The sequence below is a fragment of the Paraglaciecola sp. MB-3u-78 genome (assembly GCF_002835935.1).
Taxonomy (GTDB): Bacteria; Pseudomonadota; Gammaproteobacteria; order Enterobacterales; family Alteromonadaceae; genus Paraglaciecola.
This window is the reverse complement of the sequence record NZ_PJCF01000006.1, coordinates 257,730-275,943: the sequence shown is the minus strand read 5'-3', so window position 1 is coordinate 275,943 and position 18,214 is coordinate 257,730. Positions and strand designations below refer to the sequence as shown.

Sequence of the window (18,214 nt, the reverse complement as noted above, 5' to 3'; positions counted from 1 at the left end):
CACTATTGCCAATTTAGGATCACCTTACCAGATTGGCCGGACCCCATAACATCGAAACCTTGTTGAAAATCATCAATCGCAAATTGATGGGTTACCATGGGCTTTAAATCTAGCCCACCTTGTATCAGGCTGGCCATTTTATACCATGTTTCAAACATTTCACGGCCATAAATGCCTTTGATTATCAGACCTTTGAAAATCACTTGATTCCAGTCTATGGCAACATCGTTAGGTGGTATACCCAACATTGCGATTTTGCCACCATTGTTCATCTTGTCGAGCATATCACGTAATGCCGATGGTACACCTGACATCTCAAGGCCAACATCGAAGCCCTCGGTCATGCCTAATTCGACCATCACATCTTGCAACTGAGTATTAGATACATTCACCGCACGAGTAGCACCCATTTTAGCGGCTAAATCTAGGCGATATTCGTTTATATCGGTAATAACCACATGTCTTGCACCTACATGACGCGCCACCGCTGCTGCCATAATACCAATTGGACCAGCACCGGTAATCAATACGTCTTCACCAACCAAATCAAAAGATAAAGCGGTGTGTACTGCGTTTCCAAAAGGGTCAAAAATGGCGGCTAAGTCACTGGATATATTGTCTGGGATTTTAAATGCATTAAATGCAGGTATCACCAAAAACTCGGCAAAAGCACCTTGCCTGTTTACCCCCACTCCAGTGGTGTTTCTGCACAAGTGGCGACGGCCTGCACGGCAATTTCGGCAGTGACCACAAGTGATATGACCTTCCCCAGAAACGCGATCTCCAACCACAAAACCACGGACTTCTTGGCCCATATCAACCACTTCACCAACATATTCATGGCCGACAACCATAGGCACCGGAATTGTTTTTTGTGCCCATTCATCCCACTGGTAGATATGCATATCGGTACCACAAATGGCGGTTTTATGAATTCTTATTAATAAATCATTATGACCAACTGTGGGTTTCTCACACTCAGTCATCCAAATGCCTTTTTCTGAATATAACTTGGCTAACGCTTTCATCAGATCACTCCTAATTCTTTGCCGACTTCAATAAAAACATCGACTGCTAAATCAATTTGTTCGAGGCTGTGTGCAGCAGACATCTGGGTACGAATACGCGCCTGCCCTTTGGGTACAACTGGGAAAGAAAACCCCACGACATACACTCCTTTTTGTAACATCTTATCCGCCATATCGCTGGCGAGTTGCGCATCACCTAACATCACAGGAATGATCGCATGATCTTTGCCTGAAAGCGTAAAACCCGCATCTGACATTCGCAAGCGAAAGTGTGCAGCGTTGGCAGTTAACTGTTTACGCAGTGCATCTCCATCTTGCATCAATTCAAACACTTTGATAGATGCGGCAACAATGGGCGGTGCCACCGAATTTGAAAATAAATACGGTCGCGAACGTTGGCGCAGCCAGCTAACCACTTCTTTTTTGCCAGACGTATAGCCACCAGACGCACCACCTAAAGCTTTACCCAAAGTGCCAGTTAAAATATCAACACGTCCCATTACATCACAATATTCATGACTACCCCGACCATTTTCACCAACAAACCCAGTCGCATGACAATCGTCAACCATGACCAAGGCCTGATATTTATCGGCTAGGTCACAAATGGCTGCTAAGTCTGCAATCACACCGTCCATAGAGAAAACCCCATCTGTTGCGATAAGCTTAGTGCGCGCACCATCTAAGTCGGCTTGAATAAGCTGAGTCTCTAAAGCTTGCATATCATTATTGGCGTAACGGTAACGTTTGGCTTTGGATAATCTCACCCCGTCAATAATACTCGCATGGTTCAGTGAATCGGAGATGATGGCATCTTCAGCATCCAAAATAGTTTCAAATAATCCACCGTTGGCGTCAAAACAAGAGGGGTAAAGGATAGTTTCTTGGGTACCGAGAAAATCACTTATGGTTGCTTCTAACTGCTTATGGATATCTTGCGTACCACAAATAAAACGTACCGATGCCATACCAAAACCGTGACTATCCAAGCCCGCTTTTGCGGCATTTATCAGCTCCGGATGATTGGCTAATCCTAAATAATTATTGGCGCAGAAGTTAAGTACTTTTTGTTTATGATTAACTTCAATATCAGCTTGTTGGCTTGACGTAATGATGCGTTCATTTTTGAACAGTCCTTGTGCCTTAGTGTCTTCAATTTGCTGAGCCAAGCGAATATAAAAGTCATTTTTCATGGGTAATCCTATGTATGGGATGGAAATAAACGAATCATATATATTCAATATGAGGAATGATAATTTTTAGAGCAGAAGGTTATACACAAGTGGCAAACATTTTTTACACTATAATACACAAGTCTGTCAGATATTATGGTTTAGTTTGTCTAACTTCTCCCACACACCAAGTTGTAACTTTTCAGGCAAAAGAGAGTATAAGTCACTCTCTGGGATTGGGCGAGAGATAAAATATCCCTGACCTATCTCACAATGTAGACCTTGTAATAACTTCATTTGAGCTGAGATTTCCCCTTCTGCCCCCCCTGCATACCTAACTTTTGTACCATCGCAATGGTAGATAAAACAATTTGCATGTAGGCACTGTTATCACTCATGCCTGAGACGAAACGTCTGTCTATTTTAATAATATCAGCAGGCACCTGTTTTAAATAAGATAGGGAACATATCCAGCACTTTAGTACTGAAAGCTTGGTGTGTTTGATGTTGATTTGAAAGCACATAAACTGTGTTCGCTTGATTATCAGACCAAGTCGTTTGACGCATAGAAAAAATTCTTCGCATTTCTTCTATGTTGATATGTGTAGATGAAACCGAGGGATCCACCACATCTCGCACCGCAAGCTCCTGACTATCAGCCGCAAAGGCTACAGATAATAGGCAGCTCAAACCAACACATAAAATCAGGCAAAAACATTGACGAATTTGATTCAAAAACCAACTCCAGCACGAGTGTATTTTTATACTAAAGGAGTTTTAAAAAACAGTTGTTGTTTAGTAAAAATTAATTACGATTCAGTCTGTTAGATTGACTACAATACAGCTCAGTTTACACTAATGGCACTTCCAAATTTGGCAAAATCTGCTACAGTAACTTTGTTTTATTCACTCTCATCTGCACGCATAAACCATGACCACATCTTTTAAACCCAGTACCAAGCAAAAAATTGTGTTACTCGGTTATTCATTACTATGGCTACTGATTATTCCCTTTGCCCTTTGTCACTTTTTTTACCAACTTATCAGACGCAAACCGGGATATACAAAAGCCCGCCTATCTCGCTATGGTTTTACATTAAAGCAAGGTAATCAAAAGGATAGCATTCTGATCCATTGTGCGTCGGTGGGTGAAGTGGTGGCAATACAAAATTTGGTTGAACAACTATTAGGAAACAATCCCAAGCAACGCATTACCATCACCACTAATACCACCACAGGTGCTGATAGAGTGAGGTTGCTGTTTTCAGATCGTGTTGAACATGCTTATTTACCTTATGATTTTCCATTTTTTTTAAGATTTTTCCTGAAGAGGAAATGCCCAACCAAAGTACTCATTAATGAAATGGAATTGTGGCCGAATTTGTGTGATCAATGCTGGCGTTTGAATATCCCTATTTTTATTATAAATGGCAGGATGAGTGAAAAATCGACCAAAACTTATCAAAAAAACCCCTCATTATTTCAACCTATGTTCGAAAAAATCACTGCAATCTGCGCCCAAGACCAAAGAGATTACCAGAACTACCTGACCCTTGGTGTGAGCCCTGACAAGCTAATCTTGACCAATAACATTAAGTTCGATTTGAGCATTTCTGATCACGATATCGCACTAAGCCAAACCATTAAAACAAACTTTGCTTTAGAGGCGCGTTTAATTATTGTGGCTGGCAGCACCCATGAGCCAGAGGAACAGATTTTACTGGATGCCTACTTGGCGTTGGTAACACTTTATCCGGCGTTATTATTGATTATTGTCCCTCGTCACCCTCAACGCTTTGAAAAGGTTCATCAACTTCTACAAACACAAAATATTGAAACGTCTTTAATGAGTGACGCAAAACCATGTACATCCATGACCCAAGTATTATTATGCGATCAAATGGGCAAGTTGCGTTCCATCTATGCATTGGCAGATATCAGTTTTGTAGGAGGCAGTTTAGCGGATAGAGGTGGGCACAATGCTTTAGAGCCTGCGGCTATGGCAGTGCCAATATTGATGGGTGAGTCGACTTATAATAATCCTGCTATTTGCCAAGCCTTGACCGATAGCGGCGCGTTACTAACAGTGACAGATGCTCGACAAATTGAAACTGCTTGTAAAAAGTGGCTAGACAACCCCGAACAAAGAAAACATGCGGGTAATGCTGGCAAACAAGTATTAGCTCTCAACCGTGGTGCCATTCAAAAAACGCTGGATGTCCTCACCGCGTTCCATTCCCCTTAAAGTATGCCTGTTGTAAGCTACGAAAAAACGCGATTAAACGTGTTGCTTCGTCTTCCACACGATAACTGGCCTCGACTCTTTTTCGCCCTTCAATACCCATTTGGATTAGCTTTTCGGTACTAGATAATAATAAGTCCATTTTTTCAGTTACAGCTTGCTGATCATTCACAGGTACAATATAACCGTCTACTGCTGGGCGAACAATTTCCTCCCAAGCGCCAGCTTCTGTTGCCAATACTGCTGCGCCGCTGCTCATGGCTTCCAAAACAGTTAAACCAAATCCCTCGTTATCACTCAAGGCTGCAACCAAAGACAGAGCACTAAATATTCTCGGTATTTGTTCAAATTCAAGCTCACCGGTGAAAGTGATCCTATCAGCCATATTGGCTTGTGCCGCTTTGGTTTTTAATTGCTCGACGAACTCTTTATTACTTGATGAAATTGCACCAACCACCACACAGTGGTAATCAGGATACTTGTCAAACAGTTGAATGCACGCTTCAACACACAAGTGCACCCCTTTTTGTTTTCTGACGCGACCTAAAATTCCAATACCATATTTACCTCCAAAACCTAATTTAGCCCATGCTTGCTGTTTATCTTTAGCAGGTAAATAATCATTAACTTGCACGCCATGGGGATTGACTAGGTCTGGGGGATTACATAAAAAGCCCGCCGATCTTTTACTTACCGCAATCACAGCGTCCATTTTTCGGGTTAACCACACAGTTGATCCAGAACGTTTACGCTGCGCGGCCGAACTAAACACCAGAATAATTTTTGCTCTAAACAGATATTTAAGTAATACGCCCTGAATCATTTCATCGACGCGGCGAGCATGGAAAATACGCCATTTGCCATTTTTGAGTGACCTTCGACACATTTTTGCAGTTTCCCAAAAACTAATAGCCAAGGCCGGCTCAGGCAAAAAGTGAGTACCCATGATGCGTAAATTAATCCGCTCTTTTTGATAAGACATGACTTGCAGCATAGTGGATGTCACACCTGAAAAATTTGAATTGGAATTACCAATAATTAATTCAATTTCATCTGTCTGTGGTTCGCTAGAAACGTGATTATTCATAGATGGGGATTACTCAATTTGTTGAAACACAAAACAGCTATCTGAACCTGCACTTACCTAAATAATATGTATACAATACACCTATTACTTCTGAGTCAAAATTGTAACATGGCTATTATTAAGCAAAAAACTATTAACTCCCACGCCATGCTATTTGATGCAGAACATTTCGCTGCACCCATTCCAAAAATGTTTTCAGGTCAATATTGGCAGACACAAGATGCCATAACAGGGCAAGCAATCGGCCGTGGCACTACCTACTTTTTTCAACATGATAAAAATGAATATGTGTTACGTCACTATCGTCGCGGTGGCTTGATTGGAAAAGTACTCAGTGATCAATATCTGTTTACAGGTCTTGAACAATCCCGGGCATGGCGAGAGTTTAAGTTACTTCAACATATGCAAAAACTCGGTTTGTCTTCTCCTAAACCGAGTGCAGCAATGGTCACTAAACACGGTTTCTATTATCAAGCCGATATTATTTCAACAAAAATACCCAGTGCACAAGACTTACACCACATTTTGCTAAATAGTGACTTGACCACTAATGAGTGGCAAAAGGTAGGTCAAACTATTGCCGAATTTCATAATCATCAGATTTATCACCATGATCTAAATATCCACAATATTATGCTTGATGCCGAGCATCGCGTTTGGCTAATTGACTTTGATAAATGCGGAATTAAACCTGAAAATAGTTGGAAAAAATCAAATATGGCACGTCTCAAGCGTTCCTTTGAAAAAGAACAACGTCTACGAAATATTCATTGGAAATATGCAAATTGGGAAATCCTAATGTCTGCTTATACCAAAGCAGCAAAACCTAATTAAGCCGATATTTAATCTCAGAAAATATCAATGCATCGGTTTTTGAATCAGCATCGTCCGCTTTTCCATGTTCAATACTTGCACCTAATTTGACTAACCAATCACCATAAGCTGCTTGATAAAAACCGCTTAACCTGAGCAACTCCTCACTCAGACCATTAAGCACCGGTGAAGGTGACTCTTTATCTTCATTGAGTATGAGTCGATTAAGAACCAGTTCGAAAAGATCGCCATTGTGAAAGTTTTTATTGATACCTAACGTGAGCATCTTCGCATCACTATCAAAACTACTACCGATAGCACGGCCATATCGACGATAGCCTGATTGATAAATCTCATCTTCATAATAACAACTTTTTTCATTAGTGCCGGCATTAGAGCAAGCAACATTGGTATCACTAGACTCGATGAACACTTTATTGCCCCACAGGTAAGTTGATAAACCAATCAAATTAGCATTATCAGTTACACGATAATAATCAACCGCATCTTCACCAATACGTTGTCCATAAATGCTAAAAGGCCTATTGAACAACATCACGCTGTATTTGAAATCCAAACCTGCAAGATGGTTACCTAGTTTGGGATCTATGGCATCATCACAAGTCGCCGCACCGTTTGCACATTCGGTTTCAAAGGTCACCACCTTTAACCAATCACTAATGGAATGAGGCTGCCCTTTACCGCCCCACATTGCACTCCAAGACAACCCCAGCTCTAAACCAGAAATTGGACTGAAATTAAAACGCGTCATCCACAACTTAGTATCCGGCACGGCTCTTTGACTCTCTAACTGCCCAATTTGCGCAGTCAGAAACCAAGGGCCAAGATACCGCAACCACTTATTTTCAGAACGTATGGCTTGGGAGCGAGAAAAGCTGATAGAGGGAACAGGTCTCGCATTATTAGACATGATCAGACTGCTAGATTGTGCTGGCCCCCACCACTGGTTCAATGACCCCACCCGTAGATTCCAATCACCAAATTGATAAGCCAAAAAACTTTGGTCAAAGTGACTTTTTCCGCCCCGTTCATGGTTAGCCGATATTTGCCCAGCCCAACGACCAGCATACAACTCTTTAGTTATATTGAGTTTGACTTTTTCAGTCTGTACACCGTTAAATCCCACAAATCTGCTGTCGTCTGTTGCGCCATACAGGCTGATAATAGACTGACCTTTTTGTTTTTTATTGGTTTGTAAATAATGCTTCAATCGCTGTGCGGAGATGCCAGGAATACTCGGAAGAGTGTGTACCTGGAGTTTTTCTAACTGCTCTGCAATACCTTTCCAAGGAACAGGGTAACTGCTCACTGATGCATCTAACACCCCCCACTCCACTAACACTTGTAAGTCTTGATGCAAATGCGGTTCAAGTGTGCCGATCCAAGGAGAACACCACCCCTTAATTGACCAGAATAAACAAATATAAAAACAGTAAAAATGTCTCTGTCGAACGTTTAACAACATTATCCCCAATAAAATATCTTTTCGTCTTGGGCACTGCCCACGTCAATATCCGACCTTTAAACCCACTAACTGAATGACTAAGTATATAAGTCATTCAGTTAGTGCCAAACAGCGGCTTTTACTAATCTCTAACTAACCGATATCATACGGAATATATTGTACGAATGCTAAGAACAATGAGCCTGAGTAAAGGCTTTAATAGAATGTCAGTTTATTAATAAATAGGTGAGCAGTGAGTAGAGTCATAACATTTGGTACATATGATAGTTATGGGTGATGACTGGCAAGGCCGATTTGACCAACTGAAACAGTATTGCAAAGTGATTTACTTACCTCGCACCATCGATATCCACCTACAGAATTAAAAACCAAACCACGTAATTTACTACGAAAACTTAAGATGCGAAAAGAACTTGGCTATTGGAAATTGTGATATACACCATTAATACAAATAAATTAGTAAAATTCATCCTATTCGGGTTAGCCTAAAAGAAATGAAGCAATAAGGTCAATTATGCATAGAAAAGCGATATACCCGGGTACGTTTGACCCTGTTACTAATGGTCATGCAGACCTCATTGAGCGCGCAGCCAAAATGTTTAACAAAGTGATTGTCGGCGTAGCTTCGAATCCCAGCAAACAGCCTTTGTTTAGCTTAGAAGAACGAGTCGAACTCATTAAACAAGTGACGGCACATTTGGATAATGTAGAAGTGATTGGTTTTAAAGGGTTACTGGCTGATTTTGCGGAGAGCCAAGGAGCGAGTGTTTTAATTCGTGGGCTTCGAGCTGTATCCGATTTTGAATATGAGTTTCAACTAGCGAATATGAACAGAAGGCTCAATCCTGACCTCGAAAGTGTATTTATGACACCCGCGGAAGAAAATTCCTTTATTTCATCCACCTTAGTCAAAGAAGTGGCTTTGCACCGAGGTCGCGTAAACGAATTCTGTCACCCAGCAGTGATTGATGCGTTGCAACAGAAGTTACATAACAAAGAGCCCCTCTAAGGGGCTATTTGCCAACGTTGAGGGCTCTTTGTCATCGCTGAGGGCTCCCTCTTAGTGCTGACAGGTTTCACAGTAGAAAGTATTACGTTGCCCAATGGTTACTGACTTAATGGGCGACAGACACGCATCGCAATTTTCACCCGCACGGCCATAAACCAGTAGTTGTTGCGCAAAATAGCCTGGTTGTCCATCTGCTTGCGCAAAATCTTTAAGAGTAGTGCCACCTTGTTCAATGGCGCTAGCCAAAACTTTTTTAATAATATGAGCGAGTTGCAAATAACGCTTTTTAGTCACTGTGTTGGCAGGTTTCCTAGGGTCGATGCCAGCAATAAACAATGATTCGTTTGCATAAATATTGCCCACCCCCACCACCACTTTATTATCCATAATGAATTTTTTTACAGCGACAGATTTACTACGAGACAAGTCATACAACCTGTTTCCATCAAACTCGTCCGTTAATGGCTCTGGGCCAAGTGCAGCCAATAAACTAAGTGTGGGTTCATTTCGTCCTTGCCATAAACAAGAGCCAAACCTTCGGGCATCATTAAAACGCAAGCACACGCCATTTTGCATAACGATATCTAAATGATCATGCTTTTTCACTTCGGTATCGCAATCCACCACACACAATTTGCCTGACATACCCAAGTGCAAAACAATACTACCTTCACTGGTATCCAATAATAAATACTTAGCACGGCGACGAATCGAAGTGATAACTAAACCTTCGGCTTGGTGAATAGTTTCTGGAATAGGCCAGCGCAACTGACGCTTACGTACAATAATCTCTTTAATGACTTGGTTTTCAAGATGCGGGGTAATACCCAACCGACTGACTTCGACTTCTGGTAATTCAGGCATGTTTTACTCTGATAGGGTTAACATTTGATAATTAGGACTGATTAACTGATAGGTTTGTTCGTCAATTCTAACTAAGGTTTTGTCCGTCAGTTGTATAAACTGATACTTAATAGACAACGCTTGCCCAGCAAACCATAGCTCTACAGTTGCGGTAGGTGACTGCCAATTGTAATTTGGGTCAAATAAACTGATTTCAGCATTGATCCAATGATCGACTAAACTTGCAAGCCTTTCGTTACTGTAAAACCCAGATGTTGTTCGCCAACCTTGACCAATTCGTTCTACTTTTTCTTGTTCAAACGCCATGGTGGTGATAGTCATATTGACAGGCACAAGGGTTAGCAAAGATGAGGTTTCATCGCTTCCATCATTTAAAAGATCACTACTGAAATTAAATAACATGATCAGTATTAACATACTGACAATGATGACATTGTTCCAAGCGCGCTGAGATAACTTGATCATCTGAAACTAAAACCAAATAAATGAGTATGGGGGATTATGACATAAGGTGTAAACGCAAAAAACCCGGCAACGGCCGGGTTCTTCAGGAGACAAAACCAGTAAATTTACTTGATTTTGGCTTCTTTGAACAAAACGTGCTGGCGAATTTTAGGATCAAACTTTTTGATCTCCATTTTGCCAGGCATATTACGTTTGTTTTTATCTGTAGTGTAGTAAAAGCCTGTACCAGCACTAGACACTAATTTAATTTTTTCGCGCATAATCTGATTCCTTAAACTTTAACACCGTTGGCACGCATATCAGACAATACTGTATCGATACCTTTTTTATCAATAATACGCATACCTTTAACAGATAAACGCAACTTCACGAAACGGTTTTCACTTTCAACCCAAAAACGGTGGGATTGAAGGTTTGGCAAAAAACGACGACGGGTCGAATTTTTAGCGTGAGAGCGGTTGTTACCTACCGCTGGACGCTTGCCTGTAACTTGACATACTTTGGCCATGGCCTTTGTCTCCAAACAATCTAAAAAATTTAGCTCTGACTCACATTTAATCGAAATCAATATATGTGTCAGCTAACGCTATTACAAGAGGGCGCATTTTATACAGTAATTCCCCCACCAATTCAAGACGTTTATTAAAAATATTGACCGAGTCATTACCATTACTCAAGAATAAACAACGTAAGCAACAGCTCCTATGAATCAGCAATATGTTCATAAGTTAAATTTCCAATAGTTTAAATATTTACGAAACTTAAGATTTCTCAAAAAGTTAACAGGCTTCTTAGCCTTAAGCGGGAGCTGACCGGCAAACACCTCGTCTATAGCGGTCACGACCCGTTCAGCAGACAGCCCATCTGCGTAAGGATGGGTTTGGCTAATATAACTTGCTATTTCGTGCATTAATTTGGGAGGTTGGGATAGAGCATTTTCTATAGCAGATTTAAGTTTATCTGCTGAGGTAATGTTCAACATATAAGGTTTAGGATCAATATTATTAACAGTAACCACAGGTTTATTCTGGACAATAAACATAGTAAGTGCAGATGATGTATCACCTACCATAATATCTGCATCTTGTAAGATAGGCAGCATGTCGTCAGTATCAATATAGCGTAAATTATCACTCTGAATACTGCGATACATCTCTATCACGTCAGGAGCAGATTTAGGATGTAAAGACACTAACCATTGCCAGTCCATCGTTTCGCTAAGATATTTTACCTGCTCAAAATTGTTTTGAGCTTGGGTCAATCTTTTGCTGAATGTTGAACCAAAAAAAATTGTAGGCCTAGTGTTTTTTGCTTTGATAGGTTTATTTGTAAACAACTTATCAAGTGCCGGCCAACCGGTTTCGATTACATTAAAGTACTGATAAACCGCCTGTAATTCTTTAAATTTAGTAGTGGTGCTTGGCCCTTGAGTACAATAAAGGTCAAAACATCCTCTTATTTTAAAATGATCGTTATTACCTTTTCTATCAAGTTTACCCGCATCAAAGCCGTGAAATATTGCCACTTTTAAGCCTGGTAAAAAAGAGGGAATACTATTCCCAGGAGCGAGAATAGCATCAGGTTGGTAATTAAAAATATCTAGCGCAGTGTCAAGTAGATACTCTTCTTCTTTAAGGTAACTATGAGTGACATTGTCTCGCTCAAAAAACCAAAAGACTTGATCACCTCTGGATAACAAAATTTCCTGAATTGGACGCAACATCGCAAAACTATAATTCTGTGAAATATAGAAAAGAAACTTTTTCAAAAATAACCTCTAATAAAATTTTATGTGAGCAACACATACAAAATATTCAACCTTACCATCACAAATTGATAGAGCAGAGAAGAAATGACAAATTGTCTTGGTTATGAATATCCTATGTTAGCCACAAACAAAAATTAAAAAATAGGAGCTCAAATACAATACCAGCAACATGAAGCAATTCAACGTCAACCTTCTACATCAAACCTCTTTGTGCAAATGATACCGCTACCCCATCGCCGATCACAAAATGATCGAGCACTTTAATATCCATTAAGCTAAATGCATCAATCACTCGTTTGGTGATACTTTTATCTGCCTGACTGGGCTCTGCAATACCCGAGGGGTGATTATGGGCGAGGATGACCGCAGCGGCATTATCTAATAATGCTTGTTGCACTAAAACCCGAGGATAGACAGATGCGCTATCGATTGTGCCATAAAACATAGGGCGATATTTGATGAGTCGATTCTGACTGTCGAGTAATAACATCGCAAATACTTCATGGGGTTGGTCTCTTAATTTGGCGATTAAATACGCTTGAGTCTGTTCTACTGAGTTGAAAGCATCCGTTTTATCTAAGGTTTCAGCCATGTAACGTTGGCTCATTTCCAAACTGGCTTGAAGTTGTGCAAATTTAGCCTGACCTAAACCTTTTGTTTGACAAAAATCATGCTCAGAAGCACCAAACAGACTTCGCAAACTACCGAATTCTGAGAGCAAGTTTCTTGCAAGATCAATAGCACTACAACCTTTAATGCCTGTGCGTAGAAATATCGCCAACAGCTCGGAGTCGGAGAGTGTTGCGGCGCCTTTGGCTAAAAGTTTTTCTCTGGGGCGTTCTTGTTTAGGCCAATCTGTAATTTTCATGCGTCCTTGCCTTATTGGTCGATTATCAGTTGTAGTTTCGACGCTGCTGGGTACCGAAACTCAAAATAAGCCTAGCAAATGAAGACTATTCCAGCCAATAATGTGATAATTGAGGCCAGCAACATATCAATAAAGAGCCAATGCAACTCAAAAACACCAATATTATTTTAGGCATTACTGGCGGCATTGCAGCCTATAAAACCCCAGACCTAGTGCGTAAGCTTGTTGCCAAGGGAGCAAATGTGCGTGTGGTCATGACCGACTCAGCTAAAGAGTTTGTAAGCTCTTTGGCGTTACAAGCTGTCTCTGGCAACCCAATTTCTGATGATTTATTAGATAAAGACGCAGAAGCGGCTATGGGACATATCGAATTAGCACGATGGGCGGATAAATTATTGATTGCCCCTGCCACGGCTAACTTTATGGCTAAACTAACCCATGGTTTGGCAGACGATCTGTTATCTACCTTATGCCTTGCCACTCAGGCTCCTATTTACATAGCTCCAGCAATGAATCAACAAATGTGGTTCGCAGACGCCACACAAGCCAACCTAAAGGTATTAGAGCAACGTAACATTCAATTTTTGGGTCCTGCTCAAGGGGAACAAGCTTGTGGCGATATAGGGCCAGGCCGGATGCTTGAGCCGCAAGATATTGCAGATTTATTGGCGCAACAAACACTCGAACAAATATTGGCTGGTAAACGTATTACCATAACCGCAGGCCCAACTCGGGAAGAAATTGATCCCGTACGTTATTTGTCTAATCATAGCTCTGGTAAAATGGGTTATGCCTTAGCCGTTGCAGCACAAGAGTTAGGGGCAACAGTGACCTTAATTAGTGGCCCTGTAAATTTACTTCCGCCAGCTAATATTCAAACTATATCTGTATCCAGTGCACAGCAGATGTATGAAGCGGTCATGCAAACGACACATAACTGCGATATTTTCATAGGATGCGCCGCAGTGGCCGATTATAGGTTACAACAAAAATCCAATCAAAAAATCAAAAAATCAGATAGTGAGTTAACGCTTACTTTAATCAAAAACCCTGATATTCTTAGTGATGTAGCACATTTAGCGAAGCCACCTTTTACTTTAGGATTCGCTGCAGAAACCCAAAATTTGCGAGAATATGCCTTGGGTAAATTACAGCGTAAAAAGCTCAATATGATTGCTGCAAATGATGTGTCTGATAGTACAATTGGTTTTAACAGTGAGCAAAATGCACTTACCGTATTTTGGTCAAAGGGTGAAAAAAAACTAGATGTTGCCGATAAGCCATTACTAGCTAGGCAGTTAATGCACCTAGTTGCCCAAAGATACATAGAAGACTCTAACGACTGACGCCACTTTCGCCTAGGAACCCAGAATGCCAGCTACAAAACGCCCCAATCGCCGAGCACAAATTCTTCAAGCTCTGGCGAGCATGTTACAAACCAACCCAGGACAACGGATCACTACAGCCAAGCTAGCGGCTCATGTAGGTGTATCTGAGGCGGCTTTATACCGTCACTTTCCAAGCAAAGCACGAATGTTTGAGGGATTGATTGAGTTTATTGAAGAAACCCTATTCTCTCGTATTAATAAAATTATCAATGAAGAAAAAGACACCGCTACTCGCTGCCAACTCATATTGCATCTTATTTTGGGTTTCGCTGAAAAAAATCCTGGTATAACCCGTATTTTAAATGGCGATGCTTTGATGGGCGAGCAAGACAGATTGAGACAACGCATTGCACAATTATTCGAACGCTTGGAAACTCAGTTAAAGCAAGTATTGCGTGAACGTAAATTGCGTGAAGGCAAAACCTTACCTGCAGAAGAAGGCATCATTGCTAATATGTTAATTTGTTTTGCAGATGGGCGTATCAATCAGTTTATCCGCAGTGAATTCACAAAAAGACCCACTGATAATTTTGCAGAGCAATGGCAATTAATTCATAGACAGTTTTTTCTTAAGCTTCTATAAATCAAAAAAAAGGACTCAATCGAGTCCCTTTTTTTCATCAATTTTGGATTTTCTATTTTGAGAAACTATCACCAAAAAAGTCACCCTCATTCCAACTAGATCGTTGTACTTGGTTAGCCAACGTCAACCCTATGTGATAATTCACCTCAGCAAACTTAGTGGCAGCTTTCCAATTAAAAGCTTGGCTAAAATCATCCCCTGGCTTGTGATAATTCGTTTTAAGAAAATGACTAAACTGTTTACTGCCATCAATCTCAAGATCGACCGATTTAAAACTAGGCACCAAAAGCGATTACATCGGCGAATTCATAAGTCAGTATTGACATATCAAGATTTACATTAGCGACCATTGAACCCACGGGTACCGTAGGATTTTGAGCATAATAGTCTGAGCCTAATAATCCTTTTTCTTCACCCGTAACCGCCAAAAACACAATAGAACGTTTAGGACGCTCATCTAATTGGCAAAACAATCGAGCCGTTTCCATTAAGACAGAAGTACCAGTAGCATTGTCCATAGCGCCATTATTAATTTTGTCTTTTTTTACTGTTTTAGCAAAACCAATGTGATCAGAGTGAGCAGAATACACCACGTATTCGTTTTTAAGGCTAGGGTCAGCCTTCAAGGATTGCAGCCACATTTGGGCTAGAGATAGCCTTGTGAGTGCTTTTAGATTCGAGTTGAATTTCCATAGGCAAATCAAACCCTTTAGGCGACTCATCATGTTCCAACATCCCATAAATTTGCTATCCCAACCCGCTCGCATCATTTTACCCGCTACACTGTCTTTAAGCGGATGGGCTTTAATTAAATTAAGTAGCGCACGTCTAAATAAGGCCATATTTTTCGCCCCATCCTCAGCATATATCTGGCTTTCATCCTCTCTAAATGTGACGTCCAGCACCCAATGCTGGCTGTTCTCGATCGCCCGAGCCGCTTCTTTGACATCCTCCCCCAGAGAGCTGATATAATAGGACACTTCATGTTCGGTTTGTTCTTTTCCTTTCTTTTTAAAGGTGCGGTTGCCCGTCACTTCAACCACGGATTGGATATCTTGCCAAAGCTCCATGCCTGTCATCCAGTCGGTGATAGGCAACAGACGATAGTAGCGCTCATTGATACGACCATGAGCCTTATCTATTTCTTGGTAATACCCCGTTTCCAGTGCCTGCGGATCGTCCCGATATGTCTTGTGAAAAAACGCCGTGATTTCTTTGTGCAGGTTACGCTGGTTGTCTTTTACCTGCAGCATATAGTCAGCTCCTTCCGCCCGTATTATCTCGGCGGTCTTGGTCTGACAGTGCATAGCATCCGCGGTGATTATGGCCCCTTTTATCGACAGACGCTGCAACATCGCTTGCATCACTGGAATTTCATTGGTTTTATCCGATACCTCTTGCTGGTAAAGGATTAAACCACTGTCTCCCACCATGGCGCTCATTAACTGTAGCGGGTTGAGGGACGAACCATTTCCTGAGCCTCTGATCACTTTACCATCAAAGGCAATCTGCCTCTCTTTCTCCTTCCACCCTGATCGTATTGACCCATTGTTCAAAACACTCAAGCAAACTTTCGGATTTTACGCCCCGGATGATGCGGCCAATTGAGTGACGAGTGGGAATGCCATTGGCAAACTCACGTTACTCCCTAAGCCATTCAAGTTGAGCAACGCCAAAGATATGTATGGCTTTCCAGCCTTTGGCCCCGGATAAAACGGCGGACATGGTAAGAAAAATGATATCCAGCAAATCATAATGCTTGTTGATATCGGTACGGTTATCTTCAATGTTTTCACATAATTCTAAAAATGACATAAAACGGACTACAGGTAAGTGAACATAGGCGATCTGATCTGTCATTCGGTATAAAGTTCCTAGTTTTTATATCATTACGTGATCTATATCCTGCTTTTTATAACTTTAAGTGTGATCCGGCCCTGGAGCGCTCAGCCTCATTGATATGAAAGAGATGTGAATATGGAAAATATGAGTTAACGTGTACTAGACACTAAAACGCAGATAGTGAGCCCATTGACTCGTCGCTCTGTTAGCGTTGTGCCACAACCATATTATGACCCCAAAAAAACGAGGCAGCTAAACCATAGCCCGAAGAACGGCTCCCAATGTCTAAAAATAACAAGTAGGTATGCTTATCAATCACTACCATTATTCGGATGACTATCTCAAACAGATACTCAGCGAAGTCAAAACAATTGCCCTAGTGGGAGCCAGTCCTCGGCCCGAGCGAGATAGTTATCGATGCATGGAGGCACTGCTTAAAGCGGGTTACAGGGTGATCCCTGTTAATCCTCGCGAGGCGGGCAATATGATTCTCGGTCAGTGCTGTTATGAGTCGTTAGCTTCTATCGGACACCCTGTAGATATGGTCGATATCTTTCGTTCGTCAGAAGCAGCCTTGGGTGTGACCGAAGCGGCGATCGCGATTGGCGTTAAGGTGGTCTGGATGCAGCTTGAAATTTTTAACCAACAGGCCGCCGAATTGGCACAGGCCGCTAATATTAAAATTGTAATGGATCGTTGTCCAAAGATAGAATTAGAAAAACCCTATTGGACGGGTAAAGAGATTTCAGGTTTACCCCGTGCACAAAAACCAGGCAGGAGAGACGACAATGTTAAAGCAGTTGGGCAGTGATATCTTACTCAGTGAGGTGTCTGAGGGTATTCTAAGGTTAACATTAAATGATCAAAAGCGTCGTAACGCCTTGTCTGAACGAATGATAGCACTGCTATCCGAGGCATTTTCAAAGGCTGCTATTGATCCGTCTGTCCGGGTGATTGTACTAGCGGCTAAAGGCCCTGCGTTCTGTGCAGGCCATGATCTGAAAGAGATCAACGCGGCACGGTCTGCCCAGGACAGCGGTCAGGCTTACTTTACCTTGTTGTTTAATACCTGCGCAGCATTAATGCAGCTTATTGTGAGCAATCCTAAACCCGTCATTGCAGAGGTGGCTGGGGTGGCCACAGCGGCGGGCTGCCAGCTAGTGGCAAGCTGCGATCTGGCGATGGCTTCAGACGCAGCGTTATTTGCCACTCCTGGGGTGAATATTGGTCTCTTTTGCTCTACACCGATGGTGGCTTTATCCCGCAATGTCTCTAATAAGCATGCGCTTGAAATGCTGTTAACTGGCGATATGATCGATGCGCAAAAGGCTCAGCAAATTGGATTGATCAATCACTCTTTTAGCACTGCGTACTTAACGGAGAAAACGATGGAGATGGCCGCCAAAATCGCGAAAAAATCTTCCATGACATTAGCACTGGGCAAGGAGGCATTTTATAAGCAGGCAGAAATGCCGCTCACCGATGCCTATATTTATGCATCTGGGGTGATGGTCGATAATATGCTTAAGCAGGATGCCGTAGAGGGAATTGATGCCTTTATTGGAAAACGCGCTCCTGACTGGCAAGACAAGTAAGGGA

20 protein-coding genes and 2 pseudogenes are annotated in these 18,214 nt (G+C 41.6%); 7 read left to right on the top strand and 15 right to left on the bottom strand.

Annotation, left to right across the window (positions count from 1 at the left end):
- Window positions 1-2: 2 nt before the first annotated feature.
- The 4 genes from tdh to CXF95_RS15450 form a co-directional block, all read right to left on the bottom strand.
- Window positions 3-1,028, bottom strand: coding sequence for an L-threonine 3-dehydrogenase (gene tdh, locus CXF95_RS15465; protein WP_101199538.1), 1,026 nt, complete (start codon window positions 1,026-1,028; stop codon window positions 3-5).
- Window positions 1,028-2,221 (bottom strand): glycine C-acetyltransferase, encoded by a 1,194-nt coding sequence (locus tag CXF95_RS15460; RefSeq protein WP_101199537.1) that lies wholly within the window; start codon window positions 2,219-2,221, stop codon window positions 1,028-1,030. Before CXF95_RS15460 ends, tdh begins: the two co-directional genes overlap by 1 nt.
- Window positions 2,222-2,493: 272 nt before the next feature.
- Window positions 2,494-2,724: an EAL domain-containing protein gene (locus CXF95_RS30720; RefSeq protein WP_232787870.1), complete on the bottom strand. Its 231-nt coding sequence runs from the start codon at window positions 2,722-2,724 to the stop codon at window positions 2,494-2,496.
- Window positions 2,633-2,935 (bottom strand): hypothetical protein, encoded by a 303-nt coding sequence (locus CXF95_RS15450; protein ID WP_101199536.1) that lies wholly within the window; start codon window positions 2,933-2,935, stop codon window positions 2,633-2,635. Before CXF95_RS15450 ends, CXF95_RS30720 begins: the two co-directional genes overlap by 92 nt.
- 196 nt (window positions 2,936-3,131) lie before the next feature.
- Here CXF95_RS15450 and waaA point away from each other — a divergent pair, with 196 nt between their 5' ends.
- The gene (waaA, locus tag CXF95_RS15445) at window positions 3,132-4,445 is read left to right on the top strand and encodes a lipid IV(A) 3-deoxy-D-manno-octulosonic acid transferase (RefSeq protein ID WP_101199535.1); all 1,314 of its coding nucleotides are present in this window, start codon (window positions 3,132-3,134) and stop codon (window positions 4,443-4,445) included.
- Here waaA and CXF95_RS15440 read toward each other — a convergent pair.
- Window positions 4,423-5,529 (bottom strand): glycosyltransferase family 4 protein, encoded by a 1,107-nt coding sequence (locus CXF95_RS15440; protein ID WP_101199534.1) that lies wholly within the window; start codon window positions 5,527-5,529, stop codon window positions 4,423-4,425. The genes waaA and CXF95_RS15440 overlap by 23 nt on opposite strands.
- A gap of 108 nt (window positions 5,530-5,637) precedes the next feature.
- Here CXF95_RS15440 and CXF95_RS15435 point away from each other — a divergent pair, with 108 nt between their 5' ends.
- Window positions 5,638-6,363 carry a 3-deoxy-D-manno-octulosonic acid kinase gene (locus CXF95_RS15435; RefSeq protein ID WP_101199533.1) on the top strand — a complete coding sequence of 242 codons (726 nt, stop codon included), beginning with the start codon at window positions 5,638-5,640 and terminating at the stop codon, window positions 6,361-6,363.
- Here the strand turns inward: CXF95_RS15435 and CXF95_RS15430 are convergent.
- On the bottom strand, window positions 6,356-7,723 hold the full coding sequence (locus tag CXF95_RS15430) for a capsule assembly Wzi family protein (protein ID WP_101199532.1): 1,368 nt from the start codon (window positions 7,721-7,723) through the stop codon (window positions 6,356-6,358). The genes CXF95_RS15435 and CXF95_RS15430 overlap by 8 nt on opposite strands.
- A 619-nt stretch (window positions 7,724-8,342) precedes the next feature.
- Between CXF95_RS15430 and coaD the strand changes: the two genes are divergently transcribed.
- Window positions 8,343-8,837 carry a pantetheine-phosphate adenylyltransferase gene (gene coaD, locus CXF95_RS15425; protein ID WP_101199531.1) on the top strand — a complete coding sequence of 165 codons (495 nt, stop codon included), beginning with the start codon at window positions 8,343-8,345 and terminating at the stop codon, window positions 8,835-8,837.
- Between the two features lie 51 nt (window positions 8,838-8,888).
- Here the strand turns inward: coaD and mutM are convergent, their stop codons facing one another.
- From mutM to radC, 6 genes are all read right to left on the bottom strand, one after another.
- Window positions 8,889-9,701 (bottom strand): bifunctional DNA-formamidopyrimidine glycosylase/DNA-(apurinic or apyrimidinic site) lyase, encoded by an 813-nt coding sequence (mutM, locus tag CXF95_RS15420; protein ID WP_101199530.1) that lies wholly within the window; start codon window positions 9,699-9,701, stop codon window positions 8,889-8,891.
- A gap of 3 nt (window positions 9,702-9,704) precedes the next feature.
- On the bottom strand, window positions 9,705-10,166 hold the full coding sequence (locus tag CXF95_RS15415) for a hypothetical protein (protein WP_101199529.1): 462 nt from the start codon (window positions 10,164-10,166) through the stop codon (window positions 9,705-9,707).
- A 104-nt stretch (window positions 10,167-10,270) separates the two neighbouring features.
- On the bottom strand, window positions 10,271-10,426 hold the full coding sequence (gene rpmG / locus CXF95_RS15410) for a 50S ribosomal protein L33 (RefSeq protein ID WP_007625402.1): 156 nt from the start codon (window positions 10,424-10,426) through the stop codon (window positions 10,271-10,273).
- 11 nt (window positions 10,427-10,437) lie between these two features.
- On the bottom strand, window positions 10,438-10,674 hold the full coding sequence (gene rpmB / locus CXF95_RS15405) for a 50S ribosomal protein L28 (RefSeq protein ID WP_007625404.1): 237 nt from the start codon (window positions 10,672-10,674) through the stop codon (window positions 10,438-10,440).
- 213 nt (window positions 10,675-10,887) lie between these two features.
- Window positions 10,888-11,934 carry a CDP-glycerol glycerophosphotransferase family protein gene (locus CXF95_RS15400; RefSeq protein WP_232787869.1) on the bottom strand — a complete coding sequence of 349 codons (1,047 nt, stop codon included), beginning with the start codon at window positions 11,932-11,934 and terminating at the stop codon, window positions 10,888-10,890.
- A 193-nt stretch (window positions 11,935-12,127) separates the two neighbouring features.
- Window positions 12,128-12,802, bottom strand: a complete 675-nt coding sequence (radC, locus tag CXF95_RS15395; protein ID WP_101199528.1) for a DNA repair protein RadC — start codon at window positions 12,800-12,802, stop codon at window positions 12,128-12,130.
- Between the two features lie 140 nt (window positions 12,803-12,942).
- On the opposite strand from radC, the gene coaBC reads away from it, so the two are divergent.
- Both coaBC and slmA read left to right on the top strand, forming a co-directional pair.
- A complete protein-coding gene (gene coaBC, locus CXF95_RS15390) occupies window positions 12,943-14,148 on the top strand; it encodes a bifunctional phosphopantothenoylcysteine decarboxylase/phosphopantothenate--cysteine ligase CoaBC (RefSeq protein WP_101199527.1) in 1,206 nt (401 codons plus the stop codon).
- Between the two features lie 25 nt (window positions 14,149-14,173).
- Window positions 14,174-14,773, top strand: a complete 600-nt coding sequence (gene slmA / locus CXF95_RS15385) for a nucleoid occlusion factor SlmA (protein WP_101199526.1) — start codon at window positions 14,174-14,176, stop codon at window positions 14,771-14,773.
- Between the two features lie 52 nt (window positions 14,774-14,825).
- On the opposite strand, the pseudogene CXF95_RS15380 reads toward slmA, so the two are convergent.
- The 3 genes and pseudogenes from CXF95_RS15380 to CXF95_RS15370 form a co-directional block, all read right to left on the bottom strand.
- Window positions 14,826-15,520, bottom strand: a pseudogene (locus tag CXF95_RS15380) (M28 family peptidase); the annotation flags it as partial.
- 71 nt (window positions 15,521-15,591) lie between these two features.
- Window positions 15,592-16,329: pseudogene (locus CXF95_RS15375) on the bottom strand (ISAs1 family transposase); the annotation flags it as partial.
- An 85-nt stretch (window positions 16,330-16,414) separates the two neighbouring features.
- Entirely contained in the window at window positions 16,415-16,633 is a 219-nt protein-coding gene (locus CXF95_RS15370) for a transposase family protein (RefSeq protein ID WP_101199525.1), read from the bottom strand.
- A 286-nt stretch (window positions 16,634-16,919) separates the two neighbouring features.
- On the opposite strand from CXF95_RS15370, the gene CXF95_RS15365 reads away from it, so the two are divergent.
- Both CXF95_RS15365 and CXF95_RS15360 read left to right on the top strand, forming a co-directional pair.
- The gene (locus CXF95_RS15365; protein WP_101199524.1) at window positions 16,920-17,426 is read left to right on the top strand and encodes a CoA-binding protein; all 507 of its coding nucleotides are present in this window, start codon (window positions 16,920-16,922) and stop codon (window positions 17,424-17,426) included.
- Window positions 17,404-18,210: an enoyl-CoA hydratase gene (locus tag CXF95_RS15360; RefSeq protein ID WP_101199523.1), complete on the top strand. Its 807-nt coding sequence runs from the start codon at window positions 17,404-17,406 to the stop codon at window positions 18,208-18,210. The genes CXF95_RS15365 and CXF95_RS15360 overlap by 23 nt, the downstream gene beginning before the upstream one ends.
- Window positions 18,211-18,214: the final 4 nt, after the last annotated feature.